The 14,410-nt window shown below is 73.1% G+C and carries 14 protein-coding genes; 7 read left to right on the forward strand and 7 right to left on the reverse strand.

Annotation, left to right across the window (positions count from 1 at the left end; all coding sequences use genetic code 11):
* The first annotated feature begins 171 nt into the window (after positions 1 to 171).
* Positions 172 to 939, forward strand: a complete 768-nt coding sequence (locus tag C8E97_RS30625) for an IclR family transcriptional regulator (protein WP_121012754.1) — start codon at positions 172 to 174, stop codon at positions 937 to 939.
* Positions 940 to 1,096: 157 nt separating this feature from the next.
* On the opposite strand, the gene C8E97_RS30630 is transcribed toward C8E97_RS30625, so the two are convergent.
* From C8E97_RS30630 to C8E97_RS30645, 4 genes are read right to left on the reverse strand one after another with little or no spacing between them, the layout of a single operon-like run.
* Positions 1,097 to 1,981: an ABC transporter substrate-binding protein gene (locus C8E97_RS30630; RefSeq protein ID WP_121009116.1), complete on the reverse strand. Its 885-nt coding sequence runs from the start codon at positions 1,979 to 1,981 to the stop codon at positions 1,097 to 1,099.
* Positions 1,978 to 2,697, reverse strand: coding sequence for an ABC transporter permease (locus tag C8E97_RS30635; protein ID WP_170212178.1), 720 nt, complete (start codon positions 2,695 to 2,697; stop codon positions 1,978 to 1,980). The genes C8E97_RS30630 and C8E97_RS30635 overlap by 4 nt, the downstream gene beginning before the upstream one ends.
* On the reverse strand, positions 2,697 to 3,299 hold the full coding sequence (locus C8E97_RS30640; protein ID WP_170212177.1) for an ABC transporter permease: 603 nt from the start codon (positions 3,297 to 3,299) through the stop codon (positions 2,697 to 2,699). Before C8E97_RS30640 ends, C8E97_RS30635 begins: the two co-directional genes overlap by 1 nt.
* A gap of 49 nt (positions 3,300 to 3,348) precedes the next feature.
* Positions 3,349 to 4,389 (reverse strand): ABC transporter ATP-binding protein, encoded by a 1,041-nt coding sequence (locus C8E97_RS30645; RefSeq protein WP_121009121.1) that lies wholly within the window; start codon positions 4,387 to 4,389, stop codon positions 3,349 to 3,351.
* A gap of 103 nt (positions 4,390 to 4,492) precedes the next feature.
* On the opposite strand from C8E97_RS30645, the gene C8E97_RS30650 reads away from it, so the two are divergent.
* Positions 4,493 to 6,031, forward strand: a complete 1,539-nt coding sequence (locus tag C8E97_RS30650; RefSeq protein ID WP_121009123.1) for a bis-aminopropyl spermidine synthase family protein — start codon at positions 4,493 to 4,495, stop codon at positions 6,029 to 6,031.
* A 23-nt stretch (positions 6,032 to 6,054) separates the two neighbouring features.
* Here C8E97_RS30650 and C8E97_RS30655 read toward each other — a convergent pair whose 3' ends face one another.
* Together C8E97_RS30655 and C8E97_RS30660 are read right to left on the reverse strand one after the other, a co-directional pair.
* Positions 6,055 to 9,225: a sensor domain-containing protein gene (locus C8E97_RS30655; protein ID WP_121009125.1), complete on the reverse strand. Its 3,171-nt coding sequence runs from the start codon at positions 9,223 to 9,225 to the stop codon at positions 6,055 to 6,057.
* A 225-nt stretch (positions 9,226 to 9,450) separates the two neighbouring features.
* Complete coding sequence (locus C8E97_RS30660) at positions 9,451 to 10,599, reverse strand: NAD(P)-dependent malic enzyme (RefSeq protein WP_121012758.1); 1,149 nt, start codon at positions 10,597 to 10,599, stop codon at positions 9,451 to 9,453.
* 338 nt (positions 10,600 to 10,937) lie between these two features.
* Between C8E97_RS30660 and C8E97_RS30665 the strand changes: the two genes are divergently transcribed.
* Positions 10,938 to 11,531, forward strand: coding sequence for a dTDP-4-dehydrorhamnose 3,5-epimerase family protein (locus tag C8E97_RS30665; protein ID WP_121009127.1), 594 nt, complete (start codon positions 10,938 to 10,940; stop codon positions 11,529 to 11,531).
* A 68-nt stretch (positions 11,532 to 11,599) separates the two neighbouring features.
* Here the strand turns inward: C8E97_RS30665 and C8E97_RS30670 are convergent, their stop codons facing one another.
* On the reverse strand, positions 11,600 to 11,914 hold the full coding sequence (locus C8E97_RS30670) for a S26 family signal peptidase (protein ID WP_281275484.1): 315 nt from the start codon (positions 11,912 to 11,914) through the stop codon (positions 11,600 to 11,602).
* Between the two features lie 78 nt (positions 11,915 to 11,992).
* Between C8E97_RS30670 and sodN the strand changes: the two genes are divergently transcribed.
* The 4 genes from sodN (at position 11,993) to C8E97_RS30690 (ending at position 14,348) form a co-directional block, all read left to right on the forward strand.
* Complete coding sequence (gene sodN / locus C8E97_RS30675; RefSeq protein ID WP_121009128.1) at positions 11,993 to 12,406, forward strand: superoxide dismutase, Ni; 414 nt, start codon at positions 11,993 to 11,995, stop codon at positions 12,404 to 12,406.
* 352 nt (positions 12,407 to 12,758) lie between these two features.
* Positions 12,759 to 13,361 carry a histidine phosphatase family protein gene (locus C8E97_RS30680; protein ID WP_121009131.1) on the forward strand — a complete coding sequence of 201 codons (603 nt, stop codon included), beginning with the start codon at positions 12,759 to 12,761 and terminating at the stop codon, positions 13,359 to 13,361.
* A complete protein-coding gene (locus C8E97_RS30685; protein WP_121009133.1) occupies positions 13,354 to 13,842 on the forward strand; it encodes a GNAT family N-acetyltransferase in 489 nt (162 codons plus the stop codon). The genes C8E97_RS30680 and C8E97_RS30685 overlap by 8 nt, the downstream gene beginning before the upstream one ends.
* Before the next feature lie 140 nt (positions 13,843 to 13,982).
* Entirely contained in the window at positions 13,983 to 14,348 is a 366-nt protein-coding gene (locus C8E97_RS30690; RefSeq protein ID WP_121009135.1) for a DUF5684 domain-containing protein, read from the forward strand.
* Positions 14,349 to 14,410 lie beyond the last annotated feature (62 nt).

Here is a 14,410-nt window from a genome sequence, read left to right on the forward strand (position 1 = left end):
GTAGCCATCACAACGCGGCGGCGCGGTCCGCACGACCCGGCACCACCGGAGATCGTCTGGTATCCCAGACATCGGCGGGTTGCCCGCTGTCAGGGGTGCCGCCACGCCGGCCGCGGACCGCCCGGCGACCCCCTCTCGCGCAGCCGCGCAGGCTTGCCGAGAATGGTCGGCGTGGGCTCCAGCAGCGACGTACCGGCGTTGCGCCGCGGGCTGGCGGTGCTGCGCCTGCTGGCCAGCCGCCCCGGTCCCCTGTCGGCGGCGGCGGTGGCCCGCGAGCTGTCCCTGCCCCGCTCGACGACGTACCACCTGCTGGCGGAGCTCGCCGCCGCCGGGTTCGCCACCCACTTCCCCGAGGAGCGGCGCTACGGCCTCGGCGTGGCGGCGTTCGAACTCGGCTCGGCCTACCTGCGCCACGACCCGCTGGAACGCCTGGCCAGACCCCTGCTGCGGCGGCTGGTGGACGCCGCCGGCCACCCCGCGCACCTCGGCGTGCTGCACGGCGCGGAAGCGCTCTACCTGGCGCGGGAGCAGCCCCGCCAGCCCGCGACCATCGTGTCCGACGTGGGCGTCCGACTGCCCGCGCACCTGACCGCGTCCGGTCGGGCGATGCTCGCCCACCTGCCGGACGCCCAGGTCAGGGCCGTGTTCCCCGGTGTGGCGAGCTTCGTGGACCGCACCGGGCGCGGACCGCGGAACCTGCCCGCGCTGCGGCGGCTGCTCACGGCGGAGCGGCGGCGCGGCTGGGCCGTGGAGGACGGCTACGTGACCGCCGGCTTCGCGTCGGTCGCCGCGCCGGTCTTCGACCACGGCGAACGGCCGATCGCCGCGATCACCGTCACCTTCCGGCACGTGTGCGACCAGGAGTGCGGCGGGACGTGGCCGGAACTGGCCCTGGAGACGCGGAAGGCCGCCGACGCGCTGACGGGGAGACTGCGTTGAATTGCCGCTGCTCCGCAGGCGGCGGGCTCGGCCGCCTGAAAGTCGGGCCATCGCGCCCGATTTCCCGCCGATCGAAAAGCGTGATCGGCGGGAAATGAGGCGCGACAGCCCGACGCGGCCGAGCCGTGGGTGAGCCGGGGCCTGGCTGCCCAGGGGGCTAGAGCTGGACGGTTTTGAGGAAGTCGGCTGCCACGTTGGCGATGGTTTCCTTGTCCACGTCCACGCGCTTCACGAGGGTTGCCAGGTTTTCCGTCGTCAGCGCCTGGGAGACCTTGTTCAGCGCGGCCTTGCCCTTCGCGTCGACCGCGTCCGAGCGCAGCAGCGGCACGATGTTCTGCGCCGGGTACATGTTCTTCGGGTCGGCGAGCTGGACGAAGTCGTTGACCGCGATGTCGGCCGACGTCGTGTAGAGGTTGACCACCTGCGCGGAGCCGTCCTTCAGGGCGTCCACGGTGACCGGGCCGCCCGCGTCGGTGGTCTTGATCTCCTTGAACGTCACGCCGTACAGGTTCTTCACCTTGTCCTGCCACCGCTGGGCCCACTCGCCCGCCGCGCCCAGCACGTACTTCCCGTCGCCGAGGTCGGCGATGGACTTCACCCCCGAGTCGGCCGTGGCCTTGGTGACCACCAGCACGTCCTTGTCCTCGGCCGCCGCCTTCTCCAGGACCTCCAGACCGGCCGGGAGCTTCGCCTTCAGGGCCGTGTAGACGGCCTCGTCGGCGGTCTCGGCGTTGTCCTTGGCGAAGTAGTTGAGCAGGTTGCCGGTGTACTCCGGCACCACCCCGAGCGACTTGTCCTGCAACGCCCGCACGACCAGCTCCCGCGCGCCGATGCCCGACTTGACGGTCACCTTCGCCCCGGTGGTCTTCAACGCGCCGGCGTAGACCTCGGCCAGGACCTTGTTCTCGGTGAAGTCGGCCGAACCGACCACCACCTCGCCCGCCGCGGCCTCCTGGCCGCTCCCGCCCAGGTCGTCCTTCGACCCGCACGCGGAGACGACCAGGGCGGCCGCCGCGACGATGACGGCCAACGTGCGCTTCATGCCGTACTTCCTCCCACTTCGAGCACCTCGGCCGGCCCGGAGCGCCGCCGAGGCGGCGCGGACAGCCGCAAACCCTTCGGTACGACGAACTTCCCCGCGATCGCGAGGAGCGCGTCCAGCAGCACCGCCAGCAGCGCGATGAGCACCGCGCCGCCGACGAACTGCCCGTAGTCGAGCACCCGCAGGCCGTCCAGCAGCGGGCGGCCCAGCGTCTCGATGCCGACGTACGCCGCGACCGACGCCGTCGCCACGACCTGTAGCGTCGCGTTGCGCACGCCGCCGACCAGCAGCGGCAGCGCGTTCGGCAGCTCAACGCGCCACAGCCGCTGCGCGCCGGTCATCCCCATGCCGCGCGCGGCGTCCACCACGCCCCGGTCCACGTCCTGGACGCCGGCGTACGCGCCGGCCAGGATCGGCGGCACGGCCAGCACGACCAGGCCGATCAGCACGCCGACCTGCCCGCCGCCCGCCACCAGGTAGAGGAACGTGACCAGCCCGAGGGTGGGCAGCGCGCGCACCGCGTTGCCGCCGCCGACCAGCAGCAGGCCGCCGCGCCCGGTGTGCCCGACGTACAGGCCGAGCGGCACGGCGATCGCGCTCGCCCCGACCACCGCGCCCAGGCAGTACAGCAGGTGGACGCCGATCCGCGCGGGGATCGACTTGGGGCCGCTCCAGTTCGCCGCGTCGAACAGCCAGGCGAACGCGTCCAGGAAGATCACGACCGGCCCGCCTTCGCCCACGGGGTCAGCACGTCGCGCAGCGCGACCAGCACGAGGTCCACCACCAGCGCGAGGGCCAGGGTGAGCGCGATGCCGACGATGATCGGCGCGAGGTAGCGCTGCCGGAAGCCGTCGGTGAACAGCGCGCCCAGGCCGCCCGTGCCGATCAGCGCGCCGACGCTGACGAGGCTGATGTTGCTGACCGAGCCGACCCGCACGCCCGCCGCGAGCACCGGCACGGCCAGCGGCAGCTCCACCGCCAGGAACCGCCGCCACGGCCGGAAGCCCATCGCGGTGGCCGCGGCCGTCACGTGCGCGGGCACGGCGTCCAGCGCGTCCACCACCGGCCGCACCAGCAGGGCCGTGGTGTAGGCGGTCAGCGCGACGACCACGTTCAGCGGGTCGAGCACCCTGGTCCCGATGAGCGCCGGGATGATCGCGAACAACGCCAGCGACGGGATGGTGTACAGCGCGTTGGCCGCGTTCACCAGGACCCGGTTGACCCACCGGAACCGGTGGCACACCAGGCCGAGCACGACGGCGAGCACGATCGACAGCACCAGCGGCAGCAGCGACAGGTAGACGTGCTCCAGCAGCATCGACAGCAACGCCGAGCGGGTGCCCGCGTCGCCGAGGTACCCGACGAGGTCACCCACGGCTGCTCGCGATCGCGTCCAGCACCTGGTGCGCCTCCACGACGCCGACGAGCCGGCCGTCCGCGTCGACCACCACGCCCAGCCCGGACGGCGACGACAGCGCGGCGTCCAGCGCGCCGCGGACCGGGCCGCCCCGCTCGTAGAGCGAGCCGCCGGGCACCACCGCGCCGTCCGGCGAGACCCAGCCGCGCGGCCGCCCGTCGGCGTCGGCGAGCACCTGCCACGCCCCGGACGCGACGGCCTCGCCGACCACGCGCGCGGCGGCGACCTCCACTCCGGACGCGTCCACAAAGGACAGGCTGCGGTAGCCGCGGTCCTTGCCGACGAACGAGGCCACGAAGTCGTCGGCGGGGTGCGCCAGCAGCTCGGCGGGCGGCGCGTACTGGGCCAGGACCCCGCCCTCCCGGAACACCGCCACCTTCTCGCCGATGCGCACGGCCTCGTCGATGTCGTGCGTGACGAAGACGATGGTCTTGTCCAGCTCGGCCTGCAACCGCAGCAGCTCGTCCTGGAGCCCTTCCCGGACCACCGGGTCGACGGCGCTGAACGGCTCGTCCATCAGCAGCACGGGCGGGTCGGCGGCGAGCGCGCGGGCCACGCCGACGCGCTGCTGCTGGCCGCCGGACAGCTGTGCCGGGTAGCGCTTGCCCAGGTCGGCGGGCAGCCCCACCCGCTCCAGCAGCTCGGCCGCGCGCGAGCGGGCGGCGGCCCTCTTCCAGCCGGACAGCAGCGGCACGGTGGCCACGTTGTCCAGCACGGTGCGGTGCGGGAACAGGCCGGCCTGCTGGATCACGTACCCGATGCCGCGCCGCAGCCGGGGCGGGTCGACGGTCGAGACGTCCTCACCCGCCACCAGGACCGTGCCCGAGGTCGGGTCGACCATCCGGTTCACCATGCGCAGCGACGTCGTCTTGCCGCAGCCGGACGGGCCGACGAAGACCGTGATCGTGCCCGCCTCGACCACGAGGTCCAGGCCGTTCACCGCGATCGTCCCGTCGTCGAACCGCTTGGTCACGCCGCGGAACTCGATCACCCGTGGTCCCTCCCCGTCGGTGGCATCGGCGACGAACGACAGTAGCCCGTTCGCCGGACCGCGGCACGGCGTTCCAGGATTCGGTCAGTAGGCTGCACCGGTTGTGGCCACCGAACCAGTCCGCGCGCTGTTGGCATCGCACGGCGTGCACGCCCGCAAACTCCGCCGCGTGCTGGCGCTGCTCGGCGCCGACTGGCACCCGCTGGCGGAGCTGGTCCGCCTGCCCGCGGTGCCCCGCCGCACCGTGCAGGACCTGCTGAAGGCGCTGGACGAGGACCTCGAAACCAGCGGCGACCGGTACCGCATCGCGCCGGCGCGGGTGGCGGCCTACGCCGAGTTCACGGAGGGCCGCGGGTTCGCCGCGGACACCGACCCGCTCGACGCCCTCGTGTCGAGGAACACGTCCCACCTCCGGGCGATCCTCGCCGACGTCGCCGCCGTGCCGCCCCCGCTGGCCTCCCTGGACCACGTCCAGGCGACCGCCGAGACGGTGCTGAAGCGGGCGCTGTGGCTGGACTCGCGGTACGACCTGGACGGTCGCGTGCTGCTGTGCCTCGGCGACCACGACCTCACGTCGCTCGCGGTGGCCGCGGTCAACCCGGCCGCCTCGGTGGTCGTGGTCGACGTGGACGACCGCCTGCTGGAGTACGTCGAGGAACGCTCCGGCGGCCGGGTGCGCACGTTCCACGCCGACTTCCGGTTCGGCCTGCCGCCCGCGCTGCTGGAGTCGGCGGACCTCGTGTTCAGCGACCCGCCCTACACGCCGGAGGGCGTGGGCCTGTTCGCCGGCCGCGCCGTCGAGTGCCTGGCCGACCCGGGGCGGGGGCGGGTGCTGCTCGCCTACGGGTTCAGCGACCGCACGCCCGCGCTCGGCCTGAAGGTGCAGCAGGAGCTCCAGCGCCTTGGCCTGGTGTTCGAGGCGATCCTGCCCGCGTTCCACCGGTTCGACGGCGCGCAGGCCATCGGCAGCGCCGCCGACCTGTACGTGTGCCGCCCCACGACGCGCCGCTCCGTCACGCCGGGCCGGACCGCCATCTACACGCACGGGCCGCAGTCGGTGGAGGCGACCGGTCCGGGCGCGGAGGCGTTGCGCGCGCTGGTGGACCTGGCGCCGCGGCCCGAGTCGTCACCGCCGCCCAAGCCACGCGCGCCCGGCTGGGCGGACCCGATCGGCAAGGGGGCGGCGTCGCTGGCCGTCGACCTGTCGGGCGATCCGGGTCCGTGGCTGCTGCGGACGCTCCTGGCGTGCTCGCCGGGCCGGATGGCGGCCCTGGTGCCCAACAACCACCCGGACGTGTCGTCGGCCGCCGGCCAGCACGCGCTCACGGCGCTGGTGGACACGCGGTTCGCGCTGCGGTTCCTGCGGTCCACCCCGGACGGCAGGCACTGCGTCGTGGTGGCGGACCAGGTGCTCGCGGGCACCCTGGACCCCGGTGGGCTGGCGGTGCGGGAGGTGCTGATGCGGGCGCACGGGAAGCTCGGCAACGTGTGGCGGGAGGCGCTCACCACCGCGCTGCGCGTCACCAAGCGCGAGGCGCGCGACCGCATCGGCGAGCACGACGACCTGGAGCACCGGCTGATCGACCTGCCCCGGCACCGGATCGCGGCGCTGCTGCCGCTGATCCGGGCGTCGGCGAGTTGACCGGAACCGGCTCGCCGGGCCGGTCAGCCCGCGCGGGGCACGTGCAGCGGGCCCAGCGCCAGCACGGACCGGAACTCCTTGGGCGGCACGGGGCGGGAGAACAGCCAGCCCTGGTAGGCGTCGACCCCGACGCCGCGCAGCACGTGGAACTGGGTGGCGGTCTCCACGCCCTCGGCCACGCACTTGCGGCCCATCGCGCGGGCCATGTCCACCACCGCCCGCGCCACCGCGAAGTCCGACGAGTCGTTGCCCACACCGGAGACGAACCGGCGGTCCACCTTGATGATCTGCGCCGGCAGGTCCTTCAACCGCGCCAACGACGAATACCCCGTGCCGAAGTCGTCCACCGCGAACCGGATACCCCGCGCCACCAACTCGTCCATCGACTGCCGCACCCGCGAGGGCAGGTCCACCAGCGCCGTCTCCACCAACTCCAGCACCACCCGGTCCCACGGCACACCCGCCTCGGCGATCGCGTCCGCCACCACGTCCACGAACTCCGGATCACCCGGCACCAACCCCGCCAGGTTCACCGCCACCGACACCGGCCGGCCGTTCGGCGCCGGCCACGCCGCCGCCTCCCGCAACGCCGAACGCAACACCCACCGGTCCAACTCCCGCAACAGGTCACCCTGCTCGGCCACCGGCAGGAACACATCCGGCGGCAACAGACCCCGATCCGGGTGCGGCCACCGCACCAACGCCTCGGCCGTCTCCACCACCCCGTCCACCCCCACCACCGGCTGGAAGTGCAACGCCAACCCGTCGTGCGCCAACGCCTCCCGCAACTGGCCCTCCAGGTGCACCTGCCGATCCGCCGAAGCGATCAACGCCGCACTGGCCAACGCCACCCGCCCCGCACCCGACCGCTTCGCCTCGAACATCGCCGCGTCCGCGAACCGCAACAGGTCGTTCCCCGTCGCCCGCGCCCCGTTGGGCACCGCCGCCCCGATCGACGCCGACACCCGCACCAACTGCCCGTGCACCGGCACCGCCGTCCGCAACAACCCCGCCACCCGCGTCGCCAACGCGTCCACACCACCGACCCGGTCGATGTCCTCGCAGATGATCACGTACTCGTCACCGGACAACCGCGCCGCCGTGCACCCCTCCGGCAGACCACCCTCCAACCGCCGCGCCAACGCCACCAACAACTCGTCACCCGCGTCGTGCCCCAACGAATCGTTGACCCGCTTGAAGTTGTCGATGTCGCAGAACAACACCGCCACCCGCGACCGGTCCTCCGACGCCAACAACCGCGCCAGCATCTCCTTCACCAGCGCCCGGTTCGGCAGACCCGTCAACTCGTCGTGCGTCGCCTGATGACGCAACGCCTCCGACGCACGACGACGCTCCGTGATGTCCTGGAACACCGTCAACCAGAACCGACGACCGTCATCCTGCACCGACAACGCGATGTGCAACTCGCAGTACACCCGCTCACCGTCGGGGCGGACCATGATGCGCTGCGGGATGCGGTGCACGCCCAGCTCGACCATGCGGCTCACCGAGTCCAGCCGGCTCCCCACGTCGTCGGGGTGCGTCAGCTGCTCGGCGGTCTTGCCGCGCAGCTGCTCCAGGTCCATGCCGAGCAGGTCGCACAGGGCGTCGTTGGCGTCCACCAACCGCTCGGCCTCGTCGAACAGGCCGATGCCGACCGGCGTCAGCGACACCAGGTCGGCGAACCGCTGGCCGGCCCGCCGCATCCGGGTCTCGGCGGCCCGCTGCTCGGTGACGTCCTGCGCGGTGCCCACGGCGAGCGGCCTGCCGTCCTGGCCCCGCACCACCACGCCGTGGCTGCGGAACACGCGGACCTTGCCGTCGCGGCGCAGGATGCGGTGCTCGCACTGCACCGGCACCCCGTCGGCCGCGAGCTGCTGCCACAGGTCCTCGACCCACGCGCGGTCCTCGGGGTGCACCAGGTCCAGGTAGGTCTGGAAGCGGGTGGGCTCGTCGCGCGGCACGCCGAACAGGTCGGCCAGCATGTCCGACCACACCGCGTCGCCGGTCTGGAGGTTCCACTCCCACACGCCCAGCCGCGCCGCCCGCTGCGCGTCGGCGAGCCGCCGCCGGTCGTCGCCCAGCTGCCGCTCCAGCGCACGCGCCTCGGTGACGTCCTGGACGGTGCCGTGGAAGCGGCGCAGCCGGCCGCCCTCGAACTCGGGCCGCGCGCGGCAGATGTAGGCGCGGTCGCCGGACCTGCTGCGCACCTCCGCCTCGAAGGTCTCCTCGTCCTCGGCGCGCAGCAGCTTCCGGCGCAACGCCTCCACCGCCGCCCGGTCCTCCGGGTGCACGCCGCTGAGCAGGTCGTCGCCGGGCACGATGCCGACGTCGGCGTACATCTCCAGCAACACCTCGCTGCGGTGCACGGCCCTGGTCGCCACCTCGTAGCTCCAGCTGCCGATGCGCGCGATGCGCTGCGCCTCCAGCAGCCGGGCGCGCTCGGTCTCCAGGGCGCGGTCGGCGCGCCACTGCGCCGTGATGTCGCGGATGTACCCGGTGATGAACTGGGTCCGGCCGTCGGCTCTCAGCTTGGCCTCGGCGACGCCGCGCAGCCAGCGCACCTCGCCGTCCGGCCGGACGATCCGGTAGACGATGTCGATCGGGTGGCCGTCGAGCGCGCGGTTGGCCCAGTAGCCGGCCACCATGTCGTGGTCGTCGGGGTGGACCACGTCCAGCACGGCCTGCGCGCCCGGCACGACCTCGCCCGGCCGCCTGCCGATCATCTCGTAGTGCGACTCGGACCAGACCGTGACGCCGGTCGTCGGGTCGTACTCCCACGAGCCGATCTGGGCCACCCGCTGCACGGTCCGCAGCCTGCGCTGCTCGTCGCGCAGGTCCTCGGCGGCCTTGGCCAGGTCGGACACGTCCACCAGCAGCACGGCGTGCAGGCCCTTCCCGGCTACCGGGTGGCGCACCGCGCGGACCGGCAGCAGGCCGCCGTCGACCTGCCGGAGCCGCAGGTCGGCGGGTTCGCCCGCGAGCAGCTCGCCGAGCCTGCGGCCGACCAGGTCCTCGGGGCAGCGCGCGTTCGCGAGCGCCGCGACGGCGGCGTTGGCGCGCCTGACGACGCCCTCGGTGTCGCACAGCAGCGTGGGCGCCTCGGGGAGCGGGATGCCGTCGAGCGCGGTCGGCTCCCCCGCGGGGCGCGCAGGGCCGAGCACCACCGGAGCGCGTCCAACCCGCTTGGGCACGGTCCCACCTTCCCGTGTCTACGGCAGGGATGAACCGGCCCGACCGCACCCGAATACGGCGTCCCTCTCCACGGGCAATATTCACCCGAGGAGAGGGACGGTAGCGCTTCGGAGCGTCATCGCCCATACCCTCTTCGGGCTAACGAAGCCGCGCAGCGGTGGTTACGTCGTCCCGATGAGCCGAATGGACGGATGCGGCCGGAGCTCTCCCACTCCGACTGGACGTCAGGCTACTCCGTCCTGTCGAGCTGCCAAGGCCACGGCGTTGGCGACTTCGGGCGCGACCCGCGGGTCGAGCGCGCTGGGCACGATGCGGTCCGCGGCCAGGTCCTCCGAGGCCACGGCGGCGATCGCGGCGGAGGCCGCCAGCTTCATGTTCTCGGTGATCCGCCGGGCGCCCGCGTCCAGCGCGCCGCGGAAGATGCCGGGGAACGCGAGGACGTTGTTGATCTGGTTGGGGAAGTCGCTGCGCCCGGTCGCGACGACGGCCGCGTGCCTGCCCGCGACCTCCGGGTGCACCTCCGGGTCCGGGTTGGACAGCGCGAACACGACCGAGTCGGCCGCCATGCTCGCGATCAGCTCCTCCTCCACCCGCGCGGAGGACACCCCGACGAACACGTCCGCGCCGCGCAGCGCCTCGGCGAGGCCGCCGCGCAGGCCGCTCGCGTTGGTCACCTCGGCCAGCTCGACCTTCACCGGGTTCAACCCGTCCCGCCCGGCGTGCACGATGCCGCGCGAGTCGACCACGGTCACCTCGCCGACGCCGGCCGCGACCAGGATCTTCGCGCACGCCACCCCGGCCGCGCCCGCGCCGGAGACGACCACGCGCTGGTGCGCGATGTCCTTGCCCAGCACGGTGTTCGCACCGCGCAGGGCGGCCAGCAGCACCACGGCGGTGCCGTGCTGGTCGTCGTGCATCACGGGCACGTCCAGGGCCTCGACCAGCCGCCGCTCCAGCTCGAAGCAGCGGGGCGCGGCCACGTCCTCCAGGTTCACCGCGCCGAACGACGGCCGCAGGCGGACCAGGGTCTCCACGATCTCGTCGACGTCGGTGGTGTCGAGGACGAGCGGGATCGAGTCCAGGCCGCCGAAGGTCTTGAACAGCGCCGCCTTGCCCTCCATGACGGGCAGCGACGCGCGGGGGCCGATGTCGCCGAGGCCGAGCACGGCGGTCCCGTCGCTGACCACGGCCACCAAGCGGTGGGCCCAGGTGTACTTGGCGGCCAGCGCGGCGTCCTCGGCGATCGCGCGGCTCACGCGGGCGACGCCCGGCGTGTAGGCGATGGACAGCGCCCTGGGGTCGGCGAGCGAGGCCGTCGCGCCCACCTCCAGCTTGCCGCCCTCGTGGGCGCGGAAGATTTCCTCGTCGGTCAGGTCGGTGTCGGGCGTGCGGTGGTCTCGGGGGCGTTCGTTCACTGCGGTCACTCGGAGTCCTCCTGCGGTGCGCGAATGCGACGCACCGGGACCGGCGTTGTCACGCGGGTCGACGGGGCCTGTCGGCGGGGGCGGTCCCGCGCGGTCGGCGCGGCGGCCCTGGGGCGGCGGTGCGGGCAAGCATGACAGCGTTCGGGACGGCTGTCTGCGGCGGGGATCACACACTTTTCCGCAGGTCAGGGCCGGTTTCGCAGAACGTACGTCCGGTTTTCTGCACTGACTGGTCAGTTTCCGCAGGCAGGATCGGTCAAGAGCAGGCGCGCTCTAGAGTGGGCGCCATGCAGGCACGCGAGCTGAAAATCCCCGGCGCTTTCGAATTCACCCCTTCGGTGTTCCCGGACGACCGGGGGATGTTCGTGTCCCCGTTCCAGGAGCGGGCCTTCACCGAGGCCGTCGGGCACGGCCTGCGCCTCGGCCAGACCAACCACAGCCGGTCGCGGCGAGGGGTGGTCCGTGGCGTCCACTACGCGGACGTGCCGCCCGGCCAGTCGAAGTACGTGCACTGCCCGCACGGGCGGCTGCTCGACGTGCTGGTCGACATCCGGGTGGGCTCGCCGACGTTCGGCTCGTGGGACGCGGTGGAGCTGTCGTCGGAGGCGTTCAACGCGGTGTACGTGCCCGAGGGCATCGGGCACGCGCTGATGGCGCTGGAGGACGGCAGCGTCACGTCCTACCTGTGCTCCGAGGGCTACAACCCGAAGGCGGAGCGGGGCATCCACCCGCTGTCGCTGGACCTGCCGTGGCCGGCCGACGTGACGCCGCTGCTGTCGCCGAAGGACGACGCCGCGCCCACGCTGGAGGAGGCCGAGGCGGCCGGGCTCCTGCCGTCGTACGAGGACTGCACGGCCTGGTACGCGAGCCTGCGCGGCTGACCCGCCTGCGGTGCCGACGCCGGGGCGGGGTGCGCGCCCCGCCCCGGCGTCGGCACCGCGAGCGGTCGTCACCGCAGGCGTCGCGGGCGCGGCCACAGCCGGAACCGGATCACGCCGACCACCTCCGCCGCGCCCAGCGTCCGGGAGTCCGTGGACGCGAACGGGTTGTCCCCCTCCACGTGCCACCCGCCGCCCACCGGCCGGACGGCGCGCTTCACCGACAGCTGACCCGGCCGCGCGGACCACCGGACCAGCACGAGGTCGTCCACCCGGACCGCCCGCGACCGCTCGACGGTCACCAGGTCCCCCGTCCGCAGCGTCGGGAACATCGACGGCCCGACCACCCGAACCAGCGGCAACGGCTCGCGCCCGGAGCGTGCCAACGATCACCTCCACCTGCCCGCGCCGAGCCCTCGGAGTAGGGTTCGGCACGTCGGAGCATCCACTGTCAGGGAGGAACGATGCGACTTCTGTCGCGCATTCTCCGCCGCCCGCTCCTGGAGGCCACCGCGCACTGCGACCTCCCGTGCGGTGTCTACGATCCGGCGCAGGCCCGGATCGAGGCGGAGTCGATCAAGGCGGTCCAGGAGAAGTACCAGGCCAACGAGGACCCCGAGTTCCGCGCGCGCGCCATCCTCATCAAGGAGCAGCGCAGCGAACTGGTCAAGCACCACCTGTGGGTGCTGTGGACCGACTACTTCAAGCCGCCGCACTTCGAGAAGTACCCCGAGCTGCACGACCTGTTCAACCGCGCCACGAAGGCGGCCGGCGCGTCCGGCACCAAGGGTTCGATGGACCCGGCGAAGGGGCAGGAGCTGCTCGACCTGATCGCCCAGATCGACAAGATCTTCTGGGAGACCAAGGCCGCGGCCTGATCACCTGCGGAAACGCGGCGCTGACCGGCGGACCCCGTCCGCCCGGTCAGCGCCGTTCCCCGTTGCGCGCCCCATACCGTCCACAGTGGACGCCGAGTCCGCCCGCATCGGTGCGGGTGCGTGAACGCTCCGGACGTCGTACGAGGCAACGCCTTCGGTCCGTTTCGACCAGTCCGTCGCACTCCCGATGGCGGCATGGCGTTGGGCCGTTCGGCGCTCACGCCGCCGGGTCCGGGCTCGCCGCGCACCGGCAGGCCACGCGCCGCACCCGGCACCCCGCACACCGGGGAACCGCAGTCGGTGTGATCTTCCGCAACGGCGCGCCGGCGCACCCGACACTAGGATCGTCGGCGTGACCTCTCACGTTTACCTGCTCCGCCACGGTCAGACCGAGTGGTCCGAGAGTGGCCGCCACACGGGGCGTTCGGACATCCCCCTCACGGACGAGGGCGTCCAGCAGGCGCGTCGCGCCGGTGCCGTGCTCGCCCGCCTGCGGGGCACCGACCGCCCGGCCGCGCTGGTGCTGAGCAGCCCCCGCGAACGGGCCTGGCGGACCGCCGAGTTGGCCGGCCTGGAGGCCGAGCGGACCGAGGAGCTGGCCGAGTGGCACTACGGCGACTACGAGGGCCTGACCACGCCGCAGATCCGGGAGACCGTGGCCGGCTGGACGGTGTGGACGCACCCCGTGCCCGGTGGCGAGACGCACGACGAGGTCGCCGCCCGTGCCGCCGCGGTGGTGGAGCGGGCCCGGCGGGCGCTGGTCGGCGGTGACGTCGTGCTGGTCGGGCACGGCCACTTCAGCCGCGTGCTGATCGCCGCCTGGCTGGGCCTGCCGCCCAAGGACGGCGTCCACTTCGGACTCGACCCGGCGGGGCTCGCCGTGCTCGGCGACGAGCGGGGCGACCCGCAGGTCCGCCGGCTGAACGTCCCGGCCTGGGAGGTCGACGTTGTCTGACCCGCGCGTCCGCCGGGTCCGCGAGGAGGACGTGCCCGCCGTCGTCGAACTGGTGCGGGAGCTCGCCGAGTACGAGCGCGCCCGCGACGAGTGCCACCTGACCGCCGACCAGCTCCGCGACGCGCTGTTCCGGCCGGAGCCCGCCCTGTTCGGCCACGTGGCCGAAGTGGACGGCCGGGTCGTGGGCATGGCGTTGTGGTTCCTGAACTTCTCCACCTGGCGCGGCACGCACGGCGTCTACCTCGAAGACCTGTACGTGCAACCGGGTCGGCGCGGCGACGGGCTGGGCAAGGCGCTCCTCCGGGCCCTCGCGCGGGAGTGCGTCGAACGCGGCTACGCGCGCCTGGAGTGGTCGGTCCTGGACTGGAACTCCCCCGCCATCGGCTTCTACCGGTCGCTGGGCGCGGTGCCGATGGACGAGTGGACGGTCTTCCGCCTCACCGACGAGGCCCTGGGCTTGCTCGCCGATGTGGCTGGTTGATCTCGAAAGGCTCACGAAACGGCGAAGATCACCCGCAAGCGTGGTGGTTCTTGACACGCTCACGCGCCGTGACCGGCCTCGGGACCCCCGATGCGGGCGATGAGCGCCCCGCCCCCGACGCCGGTCGGAAGGAAGTTCTCGTGAACCAGAGCGACGCCGCGTTCGGGGTCGTCCCGTTGGTCATCAGCCTCGCGATCGCGGTGCTGATGATCGCGGCGATGTGGAAGGTCTTCTCGAAGGCCGGGCGGCCCGGTTGGGCGGCCATCATCCCGATCTACAACCTCTACGTCCTGCTCAAGGTCGCCGGCCGTCCGGGCTGGTGGCTGATCCTGTTCATCATCCCGCTGGTCAACATCGTCATGTCGATCATCATCTCGCTGGACGTCGCGAAGTCGTTCGGCAAGGGCGGCGCGTTCGGCTTCTTCGGCCTGTGGCTGTTCGGCTTCATCGGCTACCCGGTCCTGGGCTTCGGCAGCGCCCGCTACCAGGGCCCGGCGGCGGCCTGAGGCACCGCGCCGGGCCTACCGCACCCCCGAGCGGGAGGCCCGGCGCGCGGGACGTGGCCGCG

Origin of the sequence: Saccharothrix australiensis, from assembly GCF_003634935.1 — a bacterium.
Taxonomy (GTDB): Bacteria; Actinomycetota; Actinomycetes; order Mycobacteriales; family Pseudonocardiaceae; genus Actinosynnema; species Actinosynnema australiense.

Bases quoted from the DNA above. Each gene is read 5' to 3' on its own strand.
- sodN (WP_121009128.1), top strand. From the start codon at position 11,993: ATGCGACTTCTGTCGCGCATTCTCCGCCGCCCGCTCCTGGAGGCCACC.
- C8E97_RS30640 (WP_170212177.1), bottom strand. From the start codon at position 3,299: ATGCTGCTGGAGCACGTCTACCTGTCGCTGCTGCCGCTGGTGCTGTCG.
- C8E97_RS30665 (WP_121009127.1), top strand. From the start codon at position 10,938: ATGCAGGCACGCGAGCTGAAAATCCCCGGCGCTTTCGAATTCACCCCT.
- C8E97_RS30630 (WP_121009116.1), bottom strand. From the start codon at position 1,981: ATGAAGCGCACGTTGGCCGTCATCGTCGCGGCGGCCGCCCTGGTCGTC.